15 protein-coding genes, 1 tRNA gene and 1 pseudogene are annotated in these 19,038 nt (G+C 53.5%); 9 read left to right on the top strand and 8 right to left on the bottom strand.

The genetic code is table 11. The features are described 5' to 3' along the window. From NXT00_RS08975 to NXT00_RS08990, 4 genes and pseudogenes are all read right to left on the bottom strand, one after another. Positions 1-622 (bottom strand): annotated as a pseudogene (locus NXT00_RS08975) (hypothetical protein); the annotation flags it as partial. A 70-nt stretch (positions 623-692) separates the two neighbouring features. After that, on the bottom strand, positions 693-1,391 hold the full coding sequence (locus NXT00_RS08980) for a hypothetical protein (RefSeq protein WP_259158773.1): 699 nt from the start codon (positions 1,389-1,391) through the stop codon (positions 693-695). Between the two features lie 61 nt (positions 1,392-1,452). Beyond that, positions 1,453-2,163, bottom strand: a complete 711-nt coding sequence (locus NXT00_RS08985; protein ID WP_259158774.1) for a hypothetical protein — start codon at positions 2,161-2,163, stop codon at positions 1,453-1,455. Between the two features lie 1,011 nt (positions 2,164-3,174). After that, on the bottom strand, positions 3,175-4,050 hold the full coding sequence (locus tag NXT00_RS08990; RefSeq protein ID WP_259080266.1) for a DUF4300 family protein: 876 nt from the start codon (positions 4,048-4,050) through the stop codon (positions 3,175-3,177). 104 nt (positions 4,051-4,154) lie between these two features. On the opposite strand from NXT00_RS08990, the gene NXT00_RS08995 reads away from it, so the two are divergent. After that, positions 4,155-4,227, top strand: a tRNA-Glu gene (locus tag NXT00_RS08995). Positions 4,228-4,263: 36 nt separating this feature from the next. Here the strand turns inward: NXT00_RS08995 and NXT00_RS09000 are convergent. Next, complete coding sequence (locus tag NXT00_RS09000) at positions 4,264-5,061, bottom strand: class I SAM-dependent methyltransferase (RefSeq protein WP_259080267.1); 798 nt, start codon at positions 5,059-5,061, stop codon at positions 4,264-4,266. Positions 5,062-5,121: 60 nt separating this feature from the next. On the opposite strand from NXT00_RS09000, the gene NXT00_RS09005 reads away from it, so the two are divergent. Continuing rightward, positions 5,122-5,685 (top strand): HD domain-containing protein, encoded by a 564-nt coding sequence (locus NXT00_RS09005; RefSeq protein WP_259158776.1) that lies wholly within the window; start codon positions 5,122-5,124, stop codon positions 5,683-5,685. On the opposite strand, the gene NXT00_RS09010 is transcribed toward NXT00_RS09005, so the two are convergent. After that, on the bottom strand, positions 5,682-6,404 hold the full coding sequence (locus NXT00_RS09010) for an IclR family transcriptional regulator (RefSeq protein WP_259080271.1): 723 nt from the start codon (positions 6,402-6,404) through the stop codon (positions 5,682-5,684). The two genes, NXT00_RS09005 and NXT00_RS09010, sit on opposite strands and share 4 nt — an antisense overlap. Before the next feature lie 1,391 nt (positions 6,405-7,795). Between NXT00_RS09010 and NXT00_RS09015 the strand changes: the two genes are divergently transcribed. After that, complete coding sequence (locus NXT00_RS09015) at positions 7,796-8,911, top strand: glycoside hydrolase family 25 protein (protein ID WP_259080272.1); 1,116 nt, start codon at positions 7,796-7,798, stop codon at positions 8,909-8,911. 103 nt (positions 8,912-9,014) lie between these two features. On the opposite strand, the gene NXT00_RS09020 is transcribed toward NXT00_RS09015, so the two are convergent. Next, a complete protein-coding gene (locus NXT00_RS09020; RefSeq protein ID WP_259080273.1) occupies positions 9,015-9,965 on the bottom strand; it encodes an NUDIX hydrolase in 951 nt (316 codons plus the stop codon). A 181-nt stretch (positions 9,966-10,146) separates the two neighbouring features. On the opposite strand from NXT00_RS09020, the gene NXT00_RS09025 reads away from it, so the two are divergent. Next, positions 10,147-11,172, top strand: a complete 1,026-nt coding sequence (locus NXT00_RS09025; protein ID WP_259158777.1) for an NAD(P)H-dependent glycerol-3-phosphate dehydrogenase — start codon at positions 10,147-10,149, stop codon at positions 11,170-11,172. Further along, complete coding sequence (locus NXT00_RS09030) at positions 11,169-12,251, top strand: D-alanine--D-alanine ligase family protein (protein ID WP_259080277.1); 1,083 nt, start codon at positions 11,169-11,171, stop codon at positions 12,249-12,251. The genes NXT00_RS09025 and NXT00_RS09030 overlap by 4 nt, the downstream gene beginning before the upstream one ends. A 65-nt stretch (positions 12,252-12,316) precedes the next feature. Here the strand turns inward: NXT00_RS09030 and NXT00_RS09035 are convergent, their stop codons facing one another. After that, entirely contained in the window at positions 12,317-13,249 is a 933-nt protein-coding gene (locus NXT00_RS09035) for a DUF3515 domain-containing protein (protein WP_259158778.1), read from the bottom strand. A gap of 219 nt (positions 13,250-13,468) precedes the next feature. Between NXT00_RS09035 and NXT00_RS09040 the strand changes: the two genes are divergently transcribed. Genes NXT00_RS09040 through NXT00_RS09055 form a run of 4 tightly spaced genes read left to right on the top strand, consistent with a single transcriptional unit; the run spans position 13,469 to position 19,027 of the window. Next, complete coding sequence (locus tag NXT00_RS09040) at positions 13,469-14,443, top strand: thiamine-phosphate kinase (RefSeq protein WP_259158779.1); 975 nt, start codon at positions 13,469-13,471, stop codon at positions 14,441-14,443. Beyond that, entirely contained in the window at positions 14,428-15,144 is a 717-nt protein-coding gene (locus tag NXT00_RS09045; protein WP_259080280.1) for a uracil-DNA glycosylase, read from the top strand. Before NXT00_RS09040 ends, NXT00_RS09045 begins: the two co-directional genes overlap by 16 nt. Before the next feature lie 12 nt (positions 15,145-15,156). Next, positions 15,157-16,905 (top strand): DAK2 domain-containing protein, encoded by a 1,749-nt coding sequence (locus NXT00_RS09050; protein ID WP_259080284.1) that lies wholly within the window; start codon positions 15,157-15,159, stop codon positions 16,903-16,905. A gap of 10 nt (positions 16,906-16,915) precedes the next feature. After that, complete coding sequence (locus NXT00_RS09055) at positions 16,916-19,027, top strand: ATP-dependent DNA helicase RecG (RefSeq protein ID WP_396124969.1); 2,112 nt, start codon at positions 16,916-16,918, stop codon at positions 19,025-19,027. The last annotated feature ends 11 nt before the right edge of the window (positions 19,028-19,038 follow it).

Here is a 19,038-nt window from a genome sequence, read left to right on the forward strand (position 1 = left end):
GTTCGTCGCTGAACGCTCGGGTGGAAAAGTTTATAGTGCCGTTAGTCGTACTCGTTGCGGCAGTGCACCTGATGTAGAAGCCTGCTTTACCATTGGTTAAGTTTGAGTAGAAGTAGATGCGGGGGTGGCGCCCCTCGAAATCGAAGTCTAAAAGAGTTCCCAAACTGCGCTGCGTCTCGTATGACAGGAGGCCCGTCATGACTTGGTATTCGACGCCTGGGTATTCAGGGATGGGATCGAAGTGACAGACCGATTCTTTGAATTGAGCGTCTCTTTCGGTTTCTGAGCTGTCGTGGGCGCTTAGCCCGATGCCAGCGAGTTCTTCGAGGGTGAAGCGGTCGCAGAAATCATGAACAACAAGCTCACGATCTGAGCGGTCGTATGCTTCTTGGTAACCCTCGAATCTGGGGTCATCAGGGTCCACATCGACCGGCTGCACGGTGGGGGCAGTAGTCTCGGGGGTTTGGGGTGCTTGGGGTGCTTGGGGTGCGGTGTTAGCTGCAGTGCGAGACACCGTTGCCGTTTCAGTTTCCTTTGGTTCGTTTGGCCCAGAAGAATCTGGTGTGCACGCGCTAGCACTAAGGAGTGCTGTGGTGCTGAGGAAGGTGAAGAGTTTGTTCATCAGGGTCGGCGTTTCTGTGATCGTGAGTGCGATTGGATTTAGCTTGCTGTGGCGGTGGGGTTGAAGGTGATCATGGCCATGGGACTCCGCTGAGGTTGATCAGCTCGATGAGTTTGTCGTGTGAGTGTTGGCAGGTGCTAGCGGCATCGTTGAAGCGCGCATCAGGGATAAGTTCGTCGCTGAACGCTTCGGTGGAAAAGTTTATAGTGCCGTTAGTGGTGCTCGTTGCTGCAGTGCAACTGATGTAGAAGCCTGCTTTAGCATTGGTTAAGTTTGAGTAGAAGTAGATGCGGGGGTGACGCCCTTCGAAATCGAAGTTCAAGAGTTGGCCCAGATTGCGCTGCGTCTCGTATGACAGGAGGCCCGTCATGACTTGGTATTCGACGCTTCGGTATTCAGGGATGGGATCGAAGGAACAGACCGATTCTTTGAATTGAGCGTCTCTTTCGGTTTCTGAGCTGTCGTGGGCGCGTAGCCCGATGCCAGCGAGTTCTTCGAAAGTGAAGCGGTCGCAGAAATCATGGACAACAAGGTCACGATCTGAGCGGTCGTATGCTTCTTGGTAGCCTTCGAATTTGGGGTCGTCGGGATCCACATCGACCGGCTGCATGGTGGGGGCCGTGGTGGGGGCAGTAGTCTCGGGGGTTTGGGGTGCGGTGGTGCGAGACACTGTTACTGTTTCGGTCCTATCAGGACCTGGTGGATTTGGTGTGCACGCGCTAGCACTAAGGAGTGCTGTGGTGCTGAGGAGGATGGGTAGTTTGTTCATCAATGCTCGGCGTTTCTGTGATCGTGAGTGCGATTGGGTATGACTGGGCGTGGTGGAGAGGCTATGGCCATGGGACTCCGCTGAGGTTGATCAGCTCGATGAGTTTGTCGTGTGAGTGTTGGCAGGTGCTAGCGGCATCGTTGAAGCGCGCGTCAGGTATAAATTCGTCATTGAATGCTTCGGTGGTGAGGTTTATGGTGCCGTTAGTGGTGCTCGTTGCAGCGATACACTGGAAGAAGACGCTAGACTCACCGTTGGGAAAGTCGGAGTAGAAGTAGATGCGGGGGTAACGCCCCTCGAAATCGAAGTGCAGAACTCTGCCAGCTAAGCGGCGTATTTCGTATGGTACGCGGCCCGTTAACACTTGGTATTCGACGCTTCGGTCTTCAGGGATGGGATCGAAGTAACAGACCGAACTTTTAAGATCTACGTTTCTTTCGGTTTCTGAGCTGTCGTGGGCGCGCAGCCCGATGCCAGCGAGTTCTTCGGAGTTAAAGTGATCGCAGAAATCATGGACAATAAGCTCACGATCTGATGAGTCATATAACTCTCGGTAGCCTTCGAATTTGGGGTCGTCGGGGTCCACATCGACTGGCTGCAAGTCGGGTTTTGTAGTGGGAGCAGTGGTGATAGTGGGGAATAAAGTAGCCGTGGATAGCCCGGTCGAGACAGGCGAGGTTGAAGAGCCGACGTCGATCTGCTGGGTTTGGCCTGTGCACGCAGCTAGGTGGACACAACAGATGCTTAGTATTCCGATAGGGAACAATCTCATATTTTGCGTCCTTTGGTCGATGAATCTTTCGAGAGTTACCGTATGTAGACCGTTAGACTGCGAATAGGCGCTAAAGGTTCCTTGAACTTTGAGGTGGTGCCAGCCGTGCAAGGGAGAGAAGTTTTTTTAAAAACTCTTGATGCGCGGCTTCTCGCACCATTTCTTCCTATACTCATCCCAGTAGTGCCGACAGGTAAAGCTGAAGTAGTGAAAATGTTTAAGAGTTTGAACCATGGGTGCAGTTGGGATAGGTACAGCGTAAAGGCTAAATACGAAACAGATTTCAATTAGACCCAGATAGACCGCCGGAACAAACGTTCAGTGAGCCACTTCAGAACAGCGCAGCAAGGTTAATTTATTTTATGTCGAATCTGTTAGCCACCAAGCCTAAAATTTAGGAATACTAGGTGAGGAAAGCTCGAGAGCCAGGATGCCGCCTCGAGCTAGTGGGAGCACCGCTTTATACGAATAGTCGAGAAAATGATCGGGCAGCTCCGCGAAGTTTAATACAGCTCACTAACTGAGGACCTTTTCAGCAACCTTGGCTTCGCGAATACTTGAGAATAACGGTGTACCAGGAGTTTTCCACAGAACTCTGATAGTCATCGCGTCGTCGGCTGATTTTCGCCTTAAGATAGGTCGGTAGGGAAGCGGAGCCAGTTGGTTACCGATCACTTCACCTGTGTTGTTTTAGTTATTATCTTGATGCAGTTGGACGCGTACCTTATCAGCGAGGTTTAGCTCGACTATGTCGTGAGAGCTTTAAGGTACAACTCCTCGATTCTAATTTTAGGCATAAACGAAAATTTGCCTTCCGAGGTGTTCCGGAGCCCCGTAGGCACGATTGAAATATGAGGCAGCATCCTCGTCTAAAGGCTCTAAGCAGGCTCTAAGCCGCATTGTCTTTTCGCAGTTCACGTTATTGGCTCTCATATCGAGTCCATACCCCAACCGCGGGTGAAGGAGGGGCCTATGGTGAGCGGCAAGACAAAGCTATCTAGGATCCGAAAGCTAAAGGGATAGCTTTACCTCGGCGTTATCGAGTATTACTGGGGCTCCATAATCTTGCCCATCACTGGTGTTATAAACCCGGAATAGGTGTGCATAGAGGTCTTTCAAGCTCCTGACTTTCAATAGCTGATAGGGACTTTCGAAGGCTACTTTCTCAACAAAGAGGTAGCCATTATCAACGGCTACAGCTACTCCCACATGGCCGATGAAAAGCGCCGCAGGTTCGGTGAGAACATCGTGTAGAAAAACGCTGACTATATGAACGTGGGGGTTGGTGAAACTGATCTGGTGCTGGTCAAAGTAGCTACCAATATCCGCGACGTGCTGGTGAGAGTCTTTTGCCGACGTAGTGGGAATTCGCCCAAAGAGAGTGTTATAGACTGCCATTTCATCAGACGTGAATAAGGGTGGCTGGAAAGCATCAATCGATTCCTGATCAAAAAAGAGAAGGCTGGAATCAACCTCAGATGAGCTACGGGCATTAATGAGATCTTTGCTTAAAAGGAAAGTATTAATGCGGCAGTTGGTGAGGGTTGTATTCGTACTAGAGATTGCCGGAAGGTGGTAGGCGTCAGTCAACGGAACAAATCCGTGGTCAACTAAGGAATTGTGCGGAACGTCCACATTGACGCGTTGAACTTCTGACATAAAATCCTGGACGCGCTCTTTTTCAATCCCTGCTGCTAACAGTGCGGTAGATAATTGATCCTGACTAGCTTGATCCACAAGATTAGATACCTCGATGGGGGCACTTATCTTTGCTTGGGAAGCACGAACAGGAGGTTGTGAGTGCTCAGGGGCACAGCTCATGAGCATTGCACCGCTCACTCCAAGGATGAGTGTGCACGTATAGGTACTAAGCGAAGCCTTTTTCATATATCGGATTGTAGTACTCACTTTGATTATGTCTATGACATGGGAATTTGCTGGCTGGGGTGCTTTGGTATAGTGTAATCCCTCGTACCAGCAAGGTCATTCTTGCCCCGTTCGTCTAGGGGCCTAGGACGCCGGCCTCTCACGCCGGTAACACGGGTTCAAATCCCGTACGGGGTACTTTTAAAGCGAGGTAGTCTAGCTACCTCGCTTTTGCTATTCTTCCCTCTTTTGAGCCACGATCCCGATGGCTGCGAGATTGTCTTCATAATCTTTGAAGGTGCTGCGCATGTGCAGGATGCGGGCTCTAAGATCTCTATCCTTAACTATATTCCCCACAATTTTTAAGGTACCGAGTAGCCCTTCGTCGGCAAGTAAGCGAGAGGGAGATAAAAGGGCCATGGGTGCGTGCCCGCACCATATCACTTTAAAGCCCTGCGCTTCGAGGATTTTGGTCCACTCTGGCTGCGTCAGAGGTCGTGCATTGACTCTAATAGCTTGAGCAAGATCACGCTGCAGACTTTGGGCGCGATCAGGGCCGATATCGTCTGGGGTGAGCGATAACTCGTGGATGAGGTAGTGCCCGCCAGGGCGCAGGAGGCGGTGGGCCTCATGGATGATTTCTTGTTTCGCATTGTTCCCTTGCATGGTCAACATGGCTTCACCGATGACAATATCGGCACTCAGATCGGCCAAGCCGGAGGTATCTGCGGAGGCATTGAGAACTTTTTGGGTGTCACTGCCTATGTGCTGGCGAAGTTGGGCGGCTGCGAAGGAATCTTGCTCGACCCCGGTATAAGAGGCTACGGCATAGGCTAAAATAAGCCGAGCAGTGTGCCCCAATCCAGGTGCAAACTCCACGACGTCGCGTCCGTCGAAATCTACTTGTTTCAAGATTCGAGTTGTGAGTTCACGACCCCCTGGGCGCAGAACTTTCTTACCAGCGCGAGCAAGAATCCAGTGACCTGCGGCGGTGGCAGTTGGGCGACGTGAGGGGGAGTTATCAGAGCTCATAGTATGTGAGCTTAGCATGTCCTAACTAACACCACGATGAAAGCCTGAAATTGGAGTCGAATGAAACTTCATCATACAGAGCGTGAGAAGCTTAACCGCGCCATTAGTTTGGCCTGCTACGCCCACGATGGGCAAGTGCGAAAAGGGTCTTCGCTACCGTATATATCGCACCCCGTAGCTGTTATGGCTAGTCTTGCGGGATCACACACCGATATTCTTTGTGCGGCCGTACTCCACGATGCGATCGAGGATGCGCCTGACCGCATAAGTCTTGAGGAAATTAGAGAGCAGCTGGGAGAAACCGTTGCTACCTGGGTTCATGCTCTCACCAAGTCTCGAGCGATTGATGATTGGTATGAGTGCGGTAAAAGCTATCTTTCTCAAATTTCACTAGCTGGTGAAGAAGTCATTGTGATTGCGGTTGCAGATAAATTGCACAATGTGCAATGTACTTTAGATGATTATGCGCTGGTCGGCGACGAGATATGGAAGCGTTTTCGAACTGGCAAAGAGGGGCAAATCTGGTGGCACCGGAAAGTACTGGAACTAGCCTCGTCTCGGTGTGCTGGTCATCCTCTGGTTGAGGAGTATCAAGTACTGGTCGGGCTTTTAGAAACTCTCTAGAGGGCTAGCCCTATCTGTGTGGCGACGATCTTAAGGTCTTGAGCCCATATGGCGGGTGAAGGTTGAAATCTATCTGTAGGTCCGGAGATTGACAGGGCTGCGACAAATATTCCTTCGCGGTTGAATATAGGAGCAGTAATGGAAGCGAGTCCAACTTCGCGCTCGGATATCGATTGCGCCCAACCACGCTCTCGCGCAGCATTGATATCCTCCAAGGTGAAGGTTGAGGGCTGTTCCATAATGCTGTCGCGAAGGGCGGGTGCAGAGTGGGCTAAGAAAATTTTAGCGGCGGAACCAGCGTTCAGCGGGAGCCTAGCCCCCACAGGAACTGAATTATGGAGGCCAACATGGGGTTCCTCGGAGGCAATGCACACTCTCGACGCCCCTGCTAGCTGATAGAGCTGGATCGATTCGCCGGTTTTCTCCATGAGCTTGTGCATGAGAGGGGCGGCAATATCGGTGAGATTTGTGGCATTATTAGTGCCGAAAGTGGAAAGGATGTCACCTATGGTCCAGCGGCCGTCGACGGTGCGGCTAAGAAGGTGGTGCACTTCTAGAGCCGTGGCGAGGCGATGAGTGGTCGCGCGGGGGAGTCCAGTCGCTTCGCAGAGCTGATGGAGGGTACAGGGATGCTCGGCCACGGTGAGCATGATGAGTACCGCTCGGTCGAGGACTTTGATGCCGCTTGTCGTGGCCGCAGCGACGGTGAAATTTCCCATAGGGTGATACTATCATCCCAAAAAATGGGATTATAAACTCCCTGACGATAAAAATGTGGGAGATATTGGGCTCGCACGGGCGCCTATCTTAGGAGGTCACTGGAGCGACAGGGGGTGACTAACGCACCTGGGCTATTGCTGCTGTTAAGCCAGCCTCGACTACTTATCATATGGCTGGCCCGCGGGCAATGGGTGTATGGGGACGATATATTCCTAAATATAAAAGTAGCCCGTGGGCTCAGATTGACCTAGGTGCGGGCTGAGTAAACTGCTTCACCAGCTGAATATCACTGGAGCCCCTGGGTATTCACGAAGGGATTATCGCAGCGAGAGCAGTGTCGGGAAGGCGCTCTCTCCCTACCTAATCACAGCTAGGTTCGCGGCCATTGCTCCGCCATATTTGCTTCTTTGCATTGGTGGGGATGTTGGGAATCTAAAGAGGTATCAAGACTCTAATTGAAAATATATAGGCCGCATATTGGTGCACAGAATTACTTCAAAACAGCAGGCACACTCTCGTGGGACCGTAATCGAAAGGTCGGTTTGGTGAGGGGGTGAGCCGTGGTCCTTGTTCATAATTGATAAAATCAAGTCTCCCATCTTGATTCTTGGTTCGAAGACACAAAGATTCGCAGCATCAGGATAAAAGTTTTGCCAAATGTCCCCCATTGCTTGGGTGGGGATGTTGCCGATTTCACAGGTTAATATATGAGACATATTTGATCCCCTCACGAAGTGGAAGAAGACCCTCCGGGAATAGCGTGGTTTATATTTATTGGGATGTGTGCAGGGAGAAATCCATCTCCTGAAATGTATTCCTAGCCCTCACCATGGGTGATCAACGACCATTCAACACGGTGAATCTGTCCGAACGTGTCTCGGCGGATACTGTATATATAGGGGCACGCTCGGTGTCGGGAGTTCGAGCGGTGTGATTCTTGGCCGGGCTATTATATGCAGGCCAAAAATAAGCCGAGCACTTTATGCGCGGAGACTGTGGTTCGAGCATCGAAGGGAGGCAGTCTCCAAAGGTAGTCACTCGATAGCGAGCCATACTGAAACCGTCAAAGAATGGGGACAATAAGGGGGTATTCTTGGTGGTTAGCGTGTGCAATATGAGGTGACCGAAGACCCGCTCATGGATTTGAGTGAAAAGGGGCTGGCGTGGTGGGAGTCTACTGGTACTCTGCTGCAATCTGCGGAGTGGAAGACACCGGGTTTCAAACTGGCTGCGCTTAGGCGCGCACGAGGCCTCCGAATCGATGGATATCTAGCCTGTGGGCTTGATTGACGAGCTAGGTCGGGAGGGGACTCTAAGAAAATTTGAGAAATGTAGAATGTGACAGGTGTGTTTGGTGTGACTAATGACTACTTGTGTTATTGTGTGTCGCATGACTTCTTTGCAGCGGATTTTTCGCGCAGTAACCGCACTGGCCACCACAGCTGTGCTGGCTCTAAGCGCACAACCTGCCCTAGCCCAACCCTTCGATAGCGTCAGCTCCCTATCCGGGGTCGATGTTGCAAGCCACCAACACCCAGGGGGCGCGCCCATCGCGTGGGATCACGTAAAATCTGATGGTCACTCCTTTGCTTTCGTCAAAGCGAGTGAAGGTGCAGGTTGGACGAATGATTTCTTTGTTGATGATGCCAATGCCGCTCACGCAGCCGGCCTATCTGTGGGCTCGTACCACTACGCTCGCCCCAGCGGTGATCCTATAGCCCAGGCTCGCCACTACGCTGATCAGATCACCCGAATCGCAGCGCATCCGTTGCCCCCGGTCCTCGACCTCGAGGTCGCAGAGGGTAAAAACCCACAAGAGCTTGCCGCCTGGACTCGCGACTTCCTCAACGAGTTCAAGGCACAATCCGGGCGTCAGCCCATGATTTACACCTACCGCTATTTCTGGATGCATGAAATGGCTAATACCTCCGAATTCTCGGAGTATCCGCTGTGGCTGGCCGCCTACCAAAGTAAAGCCCCGGATCCTGTAGGCGGCTGGGACGTCCTCGACTTTTGGCAACGAACGGGCAAGGGGCGTGTCAGCGGAATCGGAACAGATGTTGATTTGAACCTCTATAATGGTCATCAAGGGCAGTTTGAAGCATTCATTAGCGGTAACTACCAAGCATCCGGTGGCGTATTTGGTGATCTCGGTGAGATCCCAGCTCTCGAATCTCTTCCTGATCTTGGAGCTGATGCATCGCAGTTGGCTAACTCGATCATCAATCTTTTGACTGGTGAGTCCGCTCCGGCTGAGGTCCGACACCAGGTAGCTGAGCTAGGCCTGAGCGCTGAAGCCATCGAAGGCGTTATAGGCTTAGTGCTCCAGCTCATCGCAGAGGGCGAGCTCCCAGTGGAACAAATTCGAGGTATCGCGGAAGGTGACTATAGCGTTGGTGATCTGGTGATCTTGCTGGACAACGCTCAGCACCTTGTCAGTGTCGACCCTGAGCGGGGCAACCTCTTAGGATCATCGGATCTCGAAGCTATCCTCGCTAACCTGTAGGTTCCTGTACCTAATTTCCTCGCTAACCTGTAGGTTCCTGTACCTAATTTCGTTGAAAAGTAGTCCAGAAGGCTCTCCCCGGGATGGGGAGAGCCTCTTTCTGTTAGGTGATAGCTAGCGGAGATACGAAATAATCTGCACTAGTTACCAGACCCTTGTGGAAGGAGAACACCCACATTCCAGCCTTTTTTACACGCGCTCGTGGGGGGTGGAAGTGTGGGGAATACTCTAGTTTCTTCATGGTGCCGATGAGTGCCTTTTTATCGAGACAGGATGCAATAGTCTTGTCGCGTTCGGGTAGCTCATGTGGGGATCCGGCGGTCAGTGGCAGGCTTAAAGCCTTGCTTGCAGGCTCGAGCGTCGCTTGACACCGTTTATTTTCAACACTGATCAGACGGTCAGGGTGATAAGCCGCAATCAGGGGGGCTAGCATGGTAGCTTGTTTGAAGCCTGCGGGGCTGAGGGGTCGCGAGATGCTTCCGCCGTACCACGAAGAGGATGAGACGGTGTCGGCGTGCCTGATCAGAATGAGGCGCGAATCCGTTGGTTGTGATAGGTAGGTCAAGGCGGCATCGAGCACCTGATGATCTGCGGAATAACTAAGCAGTTTGCGAGCCGCAGAGTCGGAGACCCAGCGCAGTTCATCGACCTCGTTATTGGCGACGAATGTGCCACCGATTACCTCGGCTAGCCAATAGTAGACAACCTTCGTGCGTTTTTTTAGAGGATAACTAATTCGCCCCAAAAGTTCTCCGAGCTTGATCTCGTAGCCTGTTTCTTCCGCGATTTCACGCACTGCGGTCATCGCGAGGGACTCGCCGGGATCCACTTTTCCTTTAGCGAGAGACCAGTCGTTAAGGTGAGGGCGGTGAATACACGCAAATTCCACACGGCCCTTGCGATCGTGGCGCCATAAAACGGCGCCAGCAGCGAGAACAGGGGAATCGAATTCAGCAGCAGGAGTAGCTGGAATCTTTTGGAACCGTCGCTCCAGGCGGTGCGGATTCGGGTTATGGGCAGGGTTATGTCGCTGTTGCGACGGAAGTTTTGACATAGTTCGTAGACAATCGGTAGATCGGGATTTTTTCACGAAGGCTCGCCTTTAAGCCAAACGCCCAATTCAGCTTAGCTACTTCTACAACAAAGACAGGCATTGACTCAGGCTTTTATCTACTAGACTGACAATGTTGGGGCGCATGGCGCACCGAAGTGGTAGCAGCTGTGGAAAGGACGACATGCTCAAGATAGCCGTAATGGGCGCCGGAAGTTGGGGTACAACCATGGCCAAAATCGCAGCCGACGCTGGAAATGAGGTGGTGCTGTGGGCACGTCGAGAAGAGGTGGCAGAGTATATCAATACTCATCACCACAACCCTGACTATCTCAGCGATATCTACCTGCGCACTATTGTGGCTACTTCAGATGCTCGTGCAGCGATATCCGAGGCTGATATCGTAGTCTTCGCGGTTCCTAGTCAAACGCTGAGAGGCCATGTATTGACGTGGGCCGAGTTTATACCTTCGCATGCGCTGGTGGTTTCTCTGTCCAAGGGCGTGGAAAAGCAGACATTTATGCGCATGTCAGAAGTCATAGCTCAGGTTAGCGGTATTGATTCGCGCCGCATAGCGGTTCTCACCGGCCCTAATCTAGCTCGAGAAATAGCCCTTGAACAGCCCGCTGCTACCGTTATTGCGTGCCCAGATGAGCACCACGCCCAAGTGATCCAAGAGGCTCTAGCTGCGCCTTATTTTCGCCCCTATACCAATACTGACGTCGTTGGATGCGAAATTTCAGGGGCATGTAAGAATGTCATTGCTCTAGCTTGCGGTATGGCGGCGGGGCGGGACCTAGGAGAAAATACACTCGCTACCTTGATTACTCGGGGCCTGGCGGAAATCTCCAGGCTGGGCATCGCCCTCGGAGCTAATCCGCTCACCTTCGCTGGGCTTGCCGGCATGGGGGACCTAGTGGCCACCTGTTCCTCGCCCTTGTCGCGCAATCGCACCTTCGGTGATCGCTTAGGGCGCGGCGCCAGTTTGGAGCAAGCGCGTGCAGCCACGCACGGTCAAGTAGCTGAAGGGGTCACGTCCTCAGCCTCGGTCTATGAATTAGCTCAATCAATGGGGGTTGAGATGCCGATTAGTCAAGCGGTATACGCCGTGTGCCACAAGGGGATGACAGTGGAAGAGATGGTGGGGCAACTCATGGGTCGCTCAAAGAAAAGTGAGCACGAGAATTCGGGGTATAGTAATCAGCTGTGATTGCAACCGATTCCCGAATTAAGATCGCCGTGATTTACGGTGGGCGTAGCTCCGAGCATTCCATCTCCTGTGTTTCCGCTGGAGCGATTATGCAGCATCTCGATCCCAGTCGCTTCGAGATTATTCCCCTGGGGATTACTCAAGACGGCACATGGACCGTGGGGGAGAGTGATCCTCGTAACTTGCTCATTCAAGGTAGAACGCTTCCTAAAGTGAAGCTCAAGGAGGAGATCAGGCTTGCTCATACTCCCGCTAACAAAGGCGAGATTCGCTACCTAGATGGCCGCCTGTATGCGCGTGTAGATGTCATTTTTCCAGTTCTGCACGGTCCCTACGGAGAGGACGGCACAATTCAGGGTTTCTTTGACTTATCGGGAATTCCCTATGTCGGCTGCGGGGTCTTGGCTTCGGCGTGCAGCATGGATAAGGAATACACCAAGCGCATCCTCGGCGCGGCAGGGCTGCCGGTAGGCCGTGAGAAGGTTCTCGGCCCGGGAGAGATCTTGAGCGCCACAGACAGGGACAGTCTTGGCCTGCCTGCTTTCGTTAAACCCGCACGCGGAGGTTCATCGATCGGTATCTCTCGGATTGAGTCATGGGAAGAACTCGATCAAGCCCTCATCGAGGCTCGCCAATACGATGCGAAGGTCGTCATAGAATCGGAGATCATCGGCAGTGAAATCGAATGCGGAGTCCTCGAAAACGCGGAGGGCACCCTGCGCGCCTCTGTGCCTGCTCAGCTTGTGGACACCGATGCCAGCGAGGGCGGATTTTATGATTTTGACACCAAGTATCTCGACAGTGTCGTCAGCGCAGTCATTCCCGCCGCGATCCCACACAACCACACCGCGGAGATCCAACGCCTGGCAATCGAGGCATTTAAAGCGCTTGACTGCACTGGACTTGCTCGAGTCGACTTCTTCCTAACCGATCATGGTCCAGTTATTAATGAAATCAACACCATGCCAGGTTTCACCCCTATTTCCATGTATCCCCAAGTGCTTGCGGCATCGGGTGTCGACTATCCAGAACTCCTCGAAATTCTCATTGACCACGCTCTGAACTGTAATAGACGCTGAACTCCTCACGCCCTCTAAAACCCCATGAATCCACCTCCAAAAACTAGACCAAGAGGTGGCTTCTCCTAGAGGTGTTGCGATACAGCTTGCGATATCGCAACTAGCGCCGCATTCCCGCGCGCTTGAGGGATATGGGCGGCAACTACCTGGCTCTTATTGATCGCATACCAGGTGCTCGCAGTGGTACCGTTGCCCACAATGACGTCTTCAAACCACACGATATCGTTAACCTGCTGCAAGGCAGCGCCCGCCGTATAATTCTGGGGATATTCCACCCCACATCGCACCACGATTGCCTCTTCACCGGGTGCGGACCACGCCACCATTTCTGTCCCCAGATCGGTGGTACTGCGCCTATAACCGCTATCTAAATCATTCGGCAAAGCGGCGAGCACCTCCTGGCATGCCGCTTTTTGTTGCGGCCCTACAGCACTAGAGAGTCCACTCAGGGGGATAGGATTGGGTGGAAATTCTTGGTGGGGAATTATCGCAACAGCGGCTGCAATATCCTCCAGGGGATGAGGGTGATCACCGAGGGATAGATCGTCGGCAGTGATAGCGATTATTTTTGCACGATTGACGCTGTACCACGTTTTAAGGGTTGACGCTGGCGTGGCATCTGATACTTCAAGCCATCGAGTACCGCCGACCTCAACTATATTGCTCAGTGACGTGTATTGACGTGGTAAATTCACCCCACACCGGGCTGTGATCCGCTCGAGGGAAGACGAGCTCCAGGCTGCTGCCCCAGGTGGGATCGGGGCCACTATATCAGCGCGAGGATGTCCTAATACCGAGGTTGGTAGCGCTGCAAGAAATTCTTCACACTCGATCGAGCTAGATTCTGGAGTGTCCAAGGTGGACATGGCCACCGGCTGATGAGCACTGTGGTTATAGACCATCTTGGCTCCCACTAGAACAGCTACCATAAACGACATAGCCAAGATCAAGGCGATGACAATGGGTAGGGGTCGCACTGGCATGGGGGATGATTGCATAGTGAAAAATCATAGTCGGCTCGTACCGGAAAACCTCAAGGTACTTCTCGACATAGCGGGATATAGGCCACACTTCTGCATCAGATGGTGGCGCTTGTCATTGTTATCATCAATAATATTAAAAGATTATTTTAGGTAGATGAACAACAGTACCTTCGGGGTTAACCTCTATAGAGCACCCGATAACAGACTACTAGCCTTTTCAACCAAGAGAGAACAATGGAAGACGGAAAAGACCCTAAAAACCCCACCCTCTCGGAAGTCGGCGAGAAAGCCGTCATCGACACCATTCTGCGCACTGCTCCCAGCACCCGTAATGGGGACGACGCCGCAGTACTTGATTACGGCGCCCCCAACTCGAGGATGGTGGTCACCACCGATATGTTGGTTGAGGAACGGCACTTCACCAAAGAATGGTCCAATCCAGCTGAAATCGGACGCAAGGCTATAACCCAGAATTTTGCCGACGTCGAGGCCATGGGTGCTCGCCCCGTAGCAGCTCTTCTGTCGCTGTCAGCACCCGGGTTTACCCGACTGCAATTCGTTTCCGAATTAGCCCGCGGCATCAACGAACGTATCAGTGATTACGGCGCTGAACTCATCGGCGGAGATATGACCGACGGTGAGTATATCGTGATCTCAGTAACCGCTATCGGTCAACTCGGAGGACCACTCGAACCGCTCCATCTCCGCAACGCCCGCCCTGGACAAATCGTGGTCGCTTCTGGAGGAATCGGTGAATCCGCCACCGGTCATGCCCTGCTTGCTCGTCTCGGACGCGAAGCAGCTCTGCCAGAATTCGAATCCCTGCTCCGTGCCCATTGCTCCACCATCATGCCCCCAGGACGCGGCTACGTTGCTCGCTCGGCGGGGGTGAGCGCCATGACAGATAACTCCGACGGACTCGTGCGCGATATCCACGCCATCGCGGCGAAATCGAAGGTTGCAATCAATCTGGACTCCCAGGCTATTGCCCCCACTGATGATATTATGCGCGCCTGCGAGATTCTCGAGGAAGACCCGTGGAAATTTGTCCTCAGCGGCGGCGAAGACCACACCCTCATTGGCACCACCTTCGGTCCCGCTCCTACTGGCTTCCGCGCCATTGGTACCGTGCTGAGCCATCACCCCCAGGGCCTCGTCACGGTTGATTCAGCACCTCCGCGCTACCAGGAAGGATGGGGAAGCTTTTAACACAAGGGGGAAACGTGACCTATTTTGAAGAAATAAACATCCACCCCAGCTGGCGTGAGCCGCTACGCGAAATAGCTCCGCTCATCAATGCCATGGGGGAGTTCCTGCAGCGCGAAGAGGAAGCAGGAATTCCCATCGCGCCGCCAGCGCATCTACGCTGGCGGGCACTACAAACTCCACTCGCTAGCACCAATGTCCTCATTATTGGTCAAGACCCCTATCCCACTCCAGGGCACGCACAAGGGCTGGCTTTCAGCATAGCCCCAGAGATCTGGCCACCAGCTCGAAGTCTCAGCAATATCTTTCGCGAACTCAGCGACGATCTCTCCATCCCCCAACCAACAACCGGAGACCTCAGTGCCTGGCAGCAGCAGGGCGTTATGCTGCTGAACACGGTGTTGACAGTGCGGGCCGAGGCCAACGGAGCCGGATCCCATCGCAATAAAGGCTGGGAACACATCACTGCGCATATCGTGGATACTCTCATCAACCGCCAGCAGCCACTTGTGGCCATCCTCTGGGGCCGCGAAGCCCAGAAACTTAGCCCCCACTTTGCTGGGCATCCGGATAGTATGGTTATCTCTTCACCACATCCCTCACCGCTATCGGCGCGCCGGGGATTTTTTGGCTCTCGGCCGTTTTCTCGGGCAAATGAATATTTGCGCGACCACAAACTGCCCCCCGTTGAGTGGCAGTTGTAGAATGAAAACTCTATGTCACAATTATTGAGCCTTGATGCCATGGCCCTCACGGGCTGGGTGCGGCGCGCCGCGAGTGAATTGGAAATCCGTCGCGAGGAGATCAACGCACTCAATGTCTTCCCCGTCCCCGATGCAGACACCGGCTCTAATATGGCTCACACCATGCTAGCCGCACTCACCGAGGTGGACCGCCTCGACGGCGAGGACCAACACGATATCGCACTTGTTAGCGCAGCCCTAGCTCGAGGCGCAACACTTGGAGCACGGGGCAACTCGGGCTTGGTCCTCAGTCAAGTTCTCCGTGGAATCGCCCAATACGCTCGAGACGAAGGCGTGTCGGGCCCCCACATAAAAAAGGCACTTGAAGCTGGATATACCTTTGCGATGGGAGCAATCGCTCAACCGGTAGAGGGCACAGTGATTACGGTGTTGCGCGCTGCGTCGGTAGCTGCAAATCAAACCGATGACCACGATCTTATGGCTATTGTCACAGCAGCCACACAAGCTGCGCGCCGCGCTCTTGAACGGACGCCATCGCAACTGCAAGCGCTTCGCGACGCAGGTGTCGTTGATGCAGGGGGGCAGGGATTAATCGTGATCCTCGAGTCGCTATGTTGGATAGTTGCCAGCTCTCGTAAGCCGCGACACAAAGAGACTGAGATTTCCGAATATCAGGTGGGAGTGGACACCCTCGCTCAACTTGCTGGCGCACAGCGCGTGGAGGAAGCGCCCGCGAGAAAACCGGTGCCTCGAGGGAATTTTGGGCAGCCCGAGGGGCTGGCGGAAATTCTTAACCCGCAGCGCATGCCTTCGCACGACCTACCAGCTTCCAGCCCGCACGAAGACATGACTAGTAGTTATTTGGAAGTTATGTTTATGCTTCGGGGCTGTCACCCTCAGGTTATCCGTGACAACCTGGAACCGCTTGGTGATAGCGTGGTCATTGCCAGTCTCGATAACGCAGGGGATGCTCACCGTGTGCACATACATTCGCATCATGCAGGTAAGGTCATCGAGCTCGCTTTTGCGCTGGGCGGGGTCTCGCAGCTGCGTCTGGAGGCCCTGCCGGATATCTCTACCCCTGCGCTAAGCTCGCGCGTCATTCTCGCGATTACTCCGCCAGGTGAATTAGCGAAGCTATACGAGCGTTCGGGGGTACAGGTCGTCGCGGTCGACTCAAGTGCCGATATCGTCTACACCGTAGTGTCAGCTGCACGAGCTACGCAGGCTGATGAGATTATTCTACTGCCCAACGGATTCTTGGAAAAAGCCCAGTTGAGCGCCGTTGAGCGCGCAGGCTACGCTTTCGAGCAAACCCTGCTGATTGTGCCTACCGGCGCCGTGGTGCGAGGGCTTGCGGCAGTTGCCGTCCATGATCCCGCTCAGCCACTCGCGGTCGATGGATACGCCATGGCAGAAGCGATCAACGCCATGGAGTATATGCGGGTCAGACAGGCCGATAAGGCGCGTCTGACATCTGTGGGTGCGTGCGCAAAAGGTGACTATTTAGGCGTAGCTTCCCGCGATATCCGGAGCATCTCCGATACATTCCTTGACGCGATCATATCCTGCTGCCGCATACTCATCCGCGATAACACTGAACAATTGACGGTGCTGATCGATGCCTCCATGGCCGCGCATATAGATCACGAGAGTATTCTCGCCGCCTTACCGAAACGCCCGAAGGCCACCTTGCCCCTGGAATTGACTCTTTATATTGGGAGCGACTTCGGGTCACTCGCCGAAATTGGCGCTGAATAGGACAGTTGCGATGCCCATTAGTTGGACTGACACCCGCCCCTTGAATTCGCTCTTACCCGCGAAAGAGGCTCGCGCCATCAAAAAGCATTTGGGTTATTCCACTGCCAACGAACTCCTCGGACACTTGCCACGCAGCTTTGCAACTCGCCATTCGCCGATGAGTATGGATAGTCTTACCGAGGGCGATATCGTGACCTGTATCGGGGTGATCCAGTCGGTTTCCGTTAATGATACAGGGCGCACCTTTGTCCTTACTGCCACTATTTACGATGGGCAACGACAGATCACGGCCGTGTTTTTTAGGGTGCGATGGTTACAAAAAGTCCTGCACGAAGGCGTGGTAGCACTTTTTACAGGGAAACTGAAATATTTTCGCGGCGAAGCCCAGTTGCAGCACCCCGACTATGTCATCTTGGATAAAGCCGCATTAACCAGCGATCCAGACTCCGATACGGTTTATGATGACGAGGGTGACTGTAGTCGCTATATAGCGCATCTTGAGACCATCCCGATCTATCCAGCAACGAAAAATCTTCCCACGTGGCGCATTGCTGCCGCAATTGCTGAAGTCCTCAGGCGCACTCCACACATATCAGATCCCCTAGCTGCCTATATCCCTCCCGGATTCCCCAGCCTCGACGCAGCTATTAGGGGATTGCACCAGGATCCACAAACGAAACCTAGCTATTATCGTGATCGTCTTGCCTTCGATGAGGCTCTAGCCCTGGCTACCGTCATGGCCACCCGACGCCAAGAATCTCGCGCTCGGCTAGCTCCTCGCCTCGAGCACATTCCCAATGCCTCCGCTGCGCAACTCATCGTTAGCCTTCCGTATGCTCTTACTGACGGACAACGATCAGTCATAGCCGACATAGCCGCTGATCTCACCCTCGAGCACCCGATGCAACGTCTGCTCCAAGGTGAAGTGGGCTCAGGTAAAACCGTGGTGAGCCTGGTTGCCATGCTGCAGGCAATCGACAACGGCAAGCAGTGTGCGCTTTTGGCGCCAACGGAAGTTTTAGCTCACCAACACGCACGCAGCCTTAAGGATCTTCTAGATCTTGCGGGGCTGGATGATATTGCGGTCACCGTATTGAGCTCGGGTATGCCAATCGCACAGCGTCGGCAAGCGTTGCTTGACTGCGTCTCGGGGCAAGCAGATATCGTTGTGGGAACCCACGCCCTCATTCAAGAATCCGTCGAATTCTTTGACCTTGGGTTTTGCGTCGTTGACGAGCAGCACCGGTTCGGTGTGGAACAGCGTGACGCCCTGCGTAGCAAGGGAAAAAACGGCCTAACGCCCCATCTGCTTGTTATGACAGCGACACCCATCCCACGGACCGTGGCGATGACGCACTTCGGCGATCTCAGTAGTTCGGTACTAAGAGAACTACCCCAGGGGAGAAAACCAATCAAGAGCTTTTGCGTACCAACGTGGCTAGAGGCCTGGACCAAGAGGATGTGGGAGGTGGTTCGCGAACAAATAGCATCGGGGCATCAGGTTTATGTGGTGTGTCCCCGAGTGCACAAGGAGGGTGGGGTGCTAGAAACCCACGCCCAACTCAGCTCTCATCAACTGAGCGATTTCACAGTGGAATGTCTCTACGGCTCTCTCGCACCACGCGATAAAGATGACATTATGAAGCGCTTCGCGCAAGGCGATATAGATGCTCTGGTGTCCACAACGGTCATTGAGGTAGGTATCGATGTTGCTAATGCTACCGTTATGATCGTGTTGGAGGCAGACCACTTCGGCGCCTCTCAGTTGCATCAACTGCGAGGGCGGGTTGGGCGTGGTGGCAATGCCTCACACTGTTTTTTCGTCACCGAAGCTGAGCAGGAGAGTGCTAGTTTTATGCGCATTAAACAACTCAGTGAAACGACCGATGGTTTTGAGGTAGCCGACCTAGACCTGAGCATGCGTCGTGAAGGCGATGTTCTGGGCAGCGCCCAGTCGGGGACGAGACGCGCAGTTCGCTACCTCGATCTGTTACACCATGCACATCTCATCGAGCATGCTAACGCTCGCGCGCGTGATCTTGTGGAGGAGAACCCCCGCCTCGCCCAGCTTCTGACATCCCGCTACACAGAGCACGATCGGTACTATCTCGAAAAGAGTTAAAATGCAGCGCA

Origin of the sequence: Corynebacterium sp. ES2715-CONJ3, assembly GCF_024814365.1 — a bacterium.
Taxonomy (GTDB): domain Bacteria; phylum Actinomycetota; class Actinomycetes; order Mycobacteriales; family Mycobacteriaceae; genus Corynebacterium.

Bases quoted from the DNA above. Each gene is read 5' to 3' on its own strand.
- NXT00_RS08980 (WP_259158773.1), bottom strand. From the start codon at position 1,391: ATGAACAAACTACCCATCCTCCTCAGCACCACAGCACTCCTTAGTGCT.
- NXT00_RS08985 (WP_259158774.1), bottom strand. From the start codon at position 2,163: ATGAGATTGTTCCCTATCGGAATACTAAGCATCTGTTGTGTCCACCTA.
- NXT00_RS08990 (WP_259080266.1), bottom strand. From the start codon at position 4,050: ATGAAAAAGGCTTCGCTTAGTACCTATACGTGCACACTCATCCTTGGA.
- NXT00_RS09000 (WP_259080267.1), bottom strand. From the start codon at position 5,061: ATGAGCTCTGATAACTCCCCCTCACGTCGCCCAACTGCCACCGCCGCA.
- NXT00_RS09005 (WP_259158776.1), top strand. From the start codon at position 5,122: ATGAAACTTCATCATACAGAGCGTGAGAAGCTTAACCGCGCCATTAGT.
- NXT00_RS09010 (WP_259080271.1), bottom strand. From the start codon at position 6,404: ATGGGAAATTTCACCGTCGCTGCGGCCACGACAAGCGGCATCAAAGTC.
- NXT00_RS09015 (WP_259080272.1), top strand. From the start codon at position 7,796: ATGACTTCTTTGCAGCGGATTTTTCGCGCAGTAACCGCACTGGCCACC.
- NXT00_RS09020 (WP_259080273.1), bottom strand. From the start codon at position 9,965: ATGTCAAAACTTCCGTCGCAACAGCGACATAACCCTGCCCATAACCCG.
- NXT00_RS09025 (WP_259158777.1), top strand. From the start codon at position 10,147: ATGCTCAAGATAGCCGTAATGGGCGCCGGAAGTTGGGGTACAACCATG.
- NXT00_RS09035 (WP_259158778.1), bottom strand. From the start codon at position 13,249: ATGCAATCATCCCCCATGCCAGTGCGACCCCTACCCATTGTCATCGCC.
- NXT00_RS09040 (WP_259158779.1), top strand. From the start codon at position 13,469: ATGGAAGACGGAAAAGACCCTAAAAACCCCACCCTCTCGGAAGTCGGC.
- NXT00_RS09045 (WP_259080280.1), top strand. From the start codon at position 14,428: ATGGGGAAGCTTTTAACACAAGGGGGAAACGTGACCTATTTTGAAGAA.
- NXT00_RS09050 (WP_259080284.1), top strand. From the start codon at position 15,157: ATGTCACAATTATTGAGCCTTGATGCCATGGCCCTCACGGGCTGGGTG.
- NXT00_RS09055 (WP_396124969.1), top strand. From the start codon at position 16,916: ATGCCCATTAGTTGGACTGACACCCGCCCCTTGAATTCGCTCTTACCC.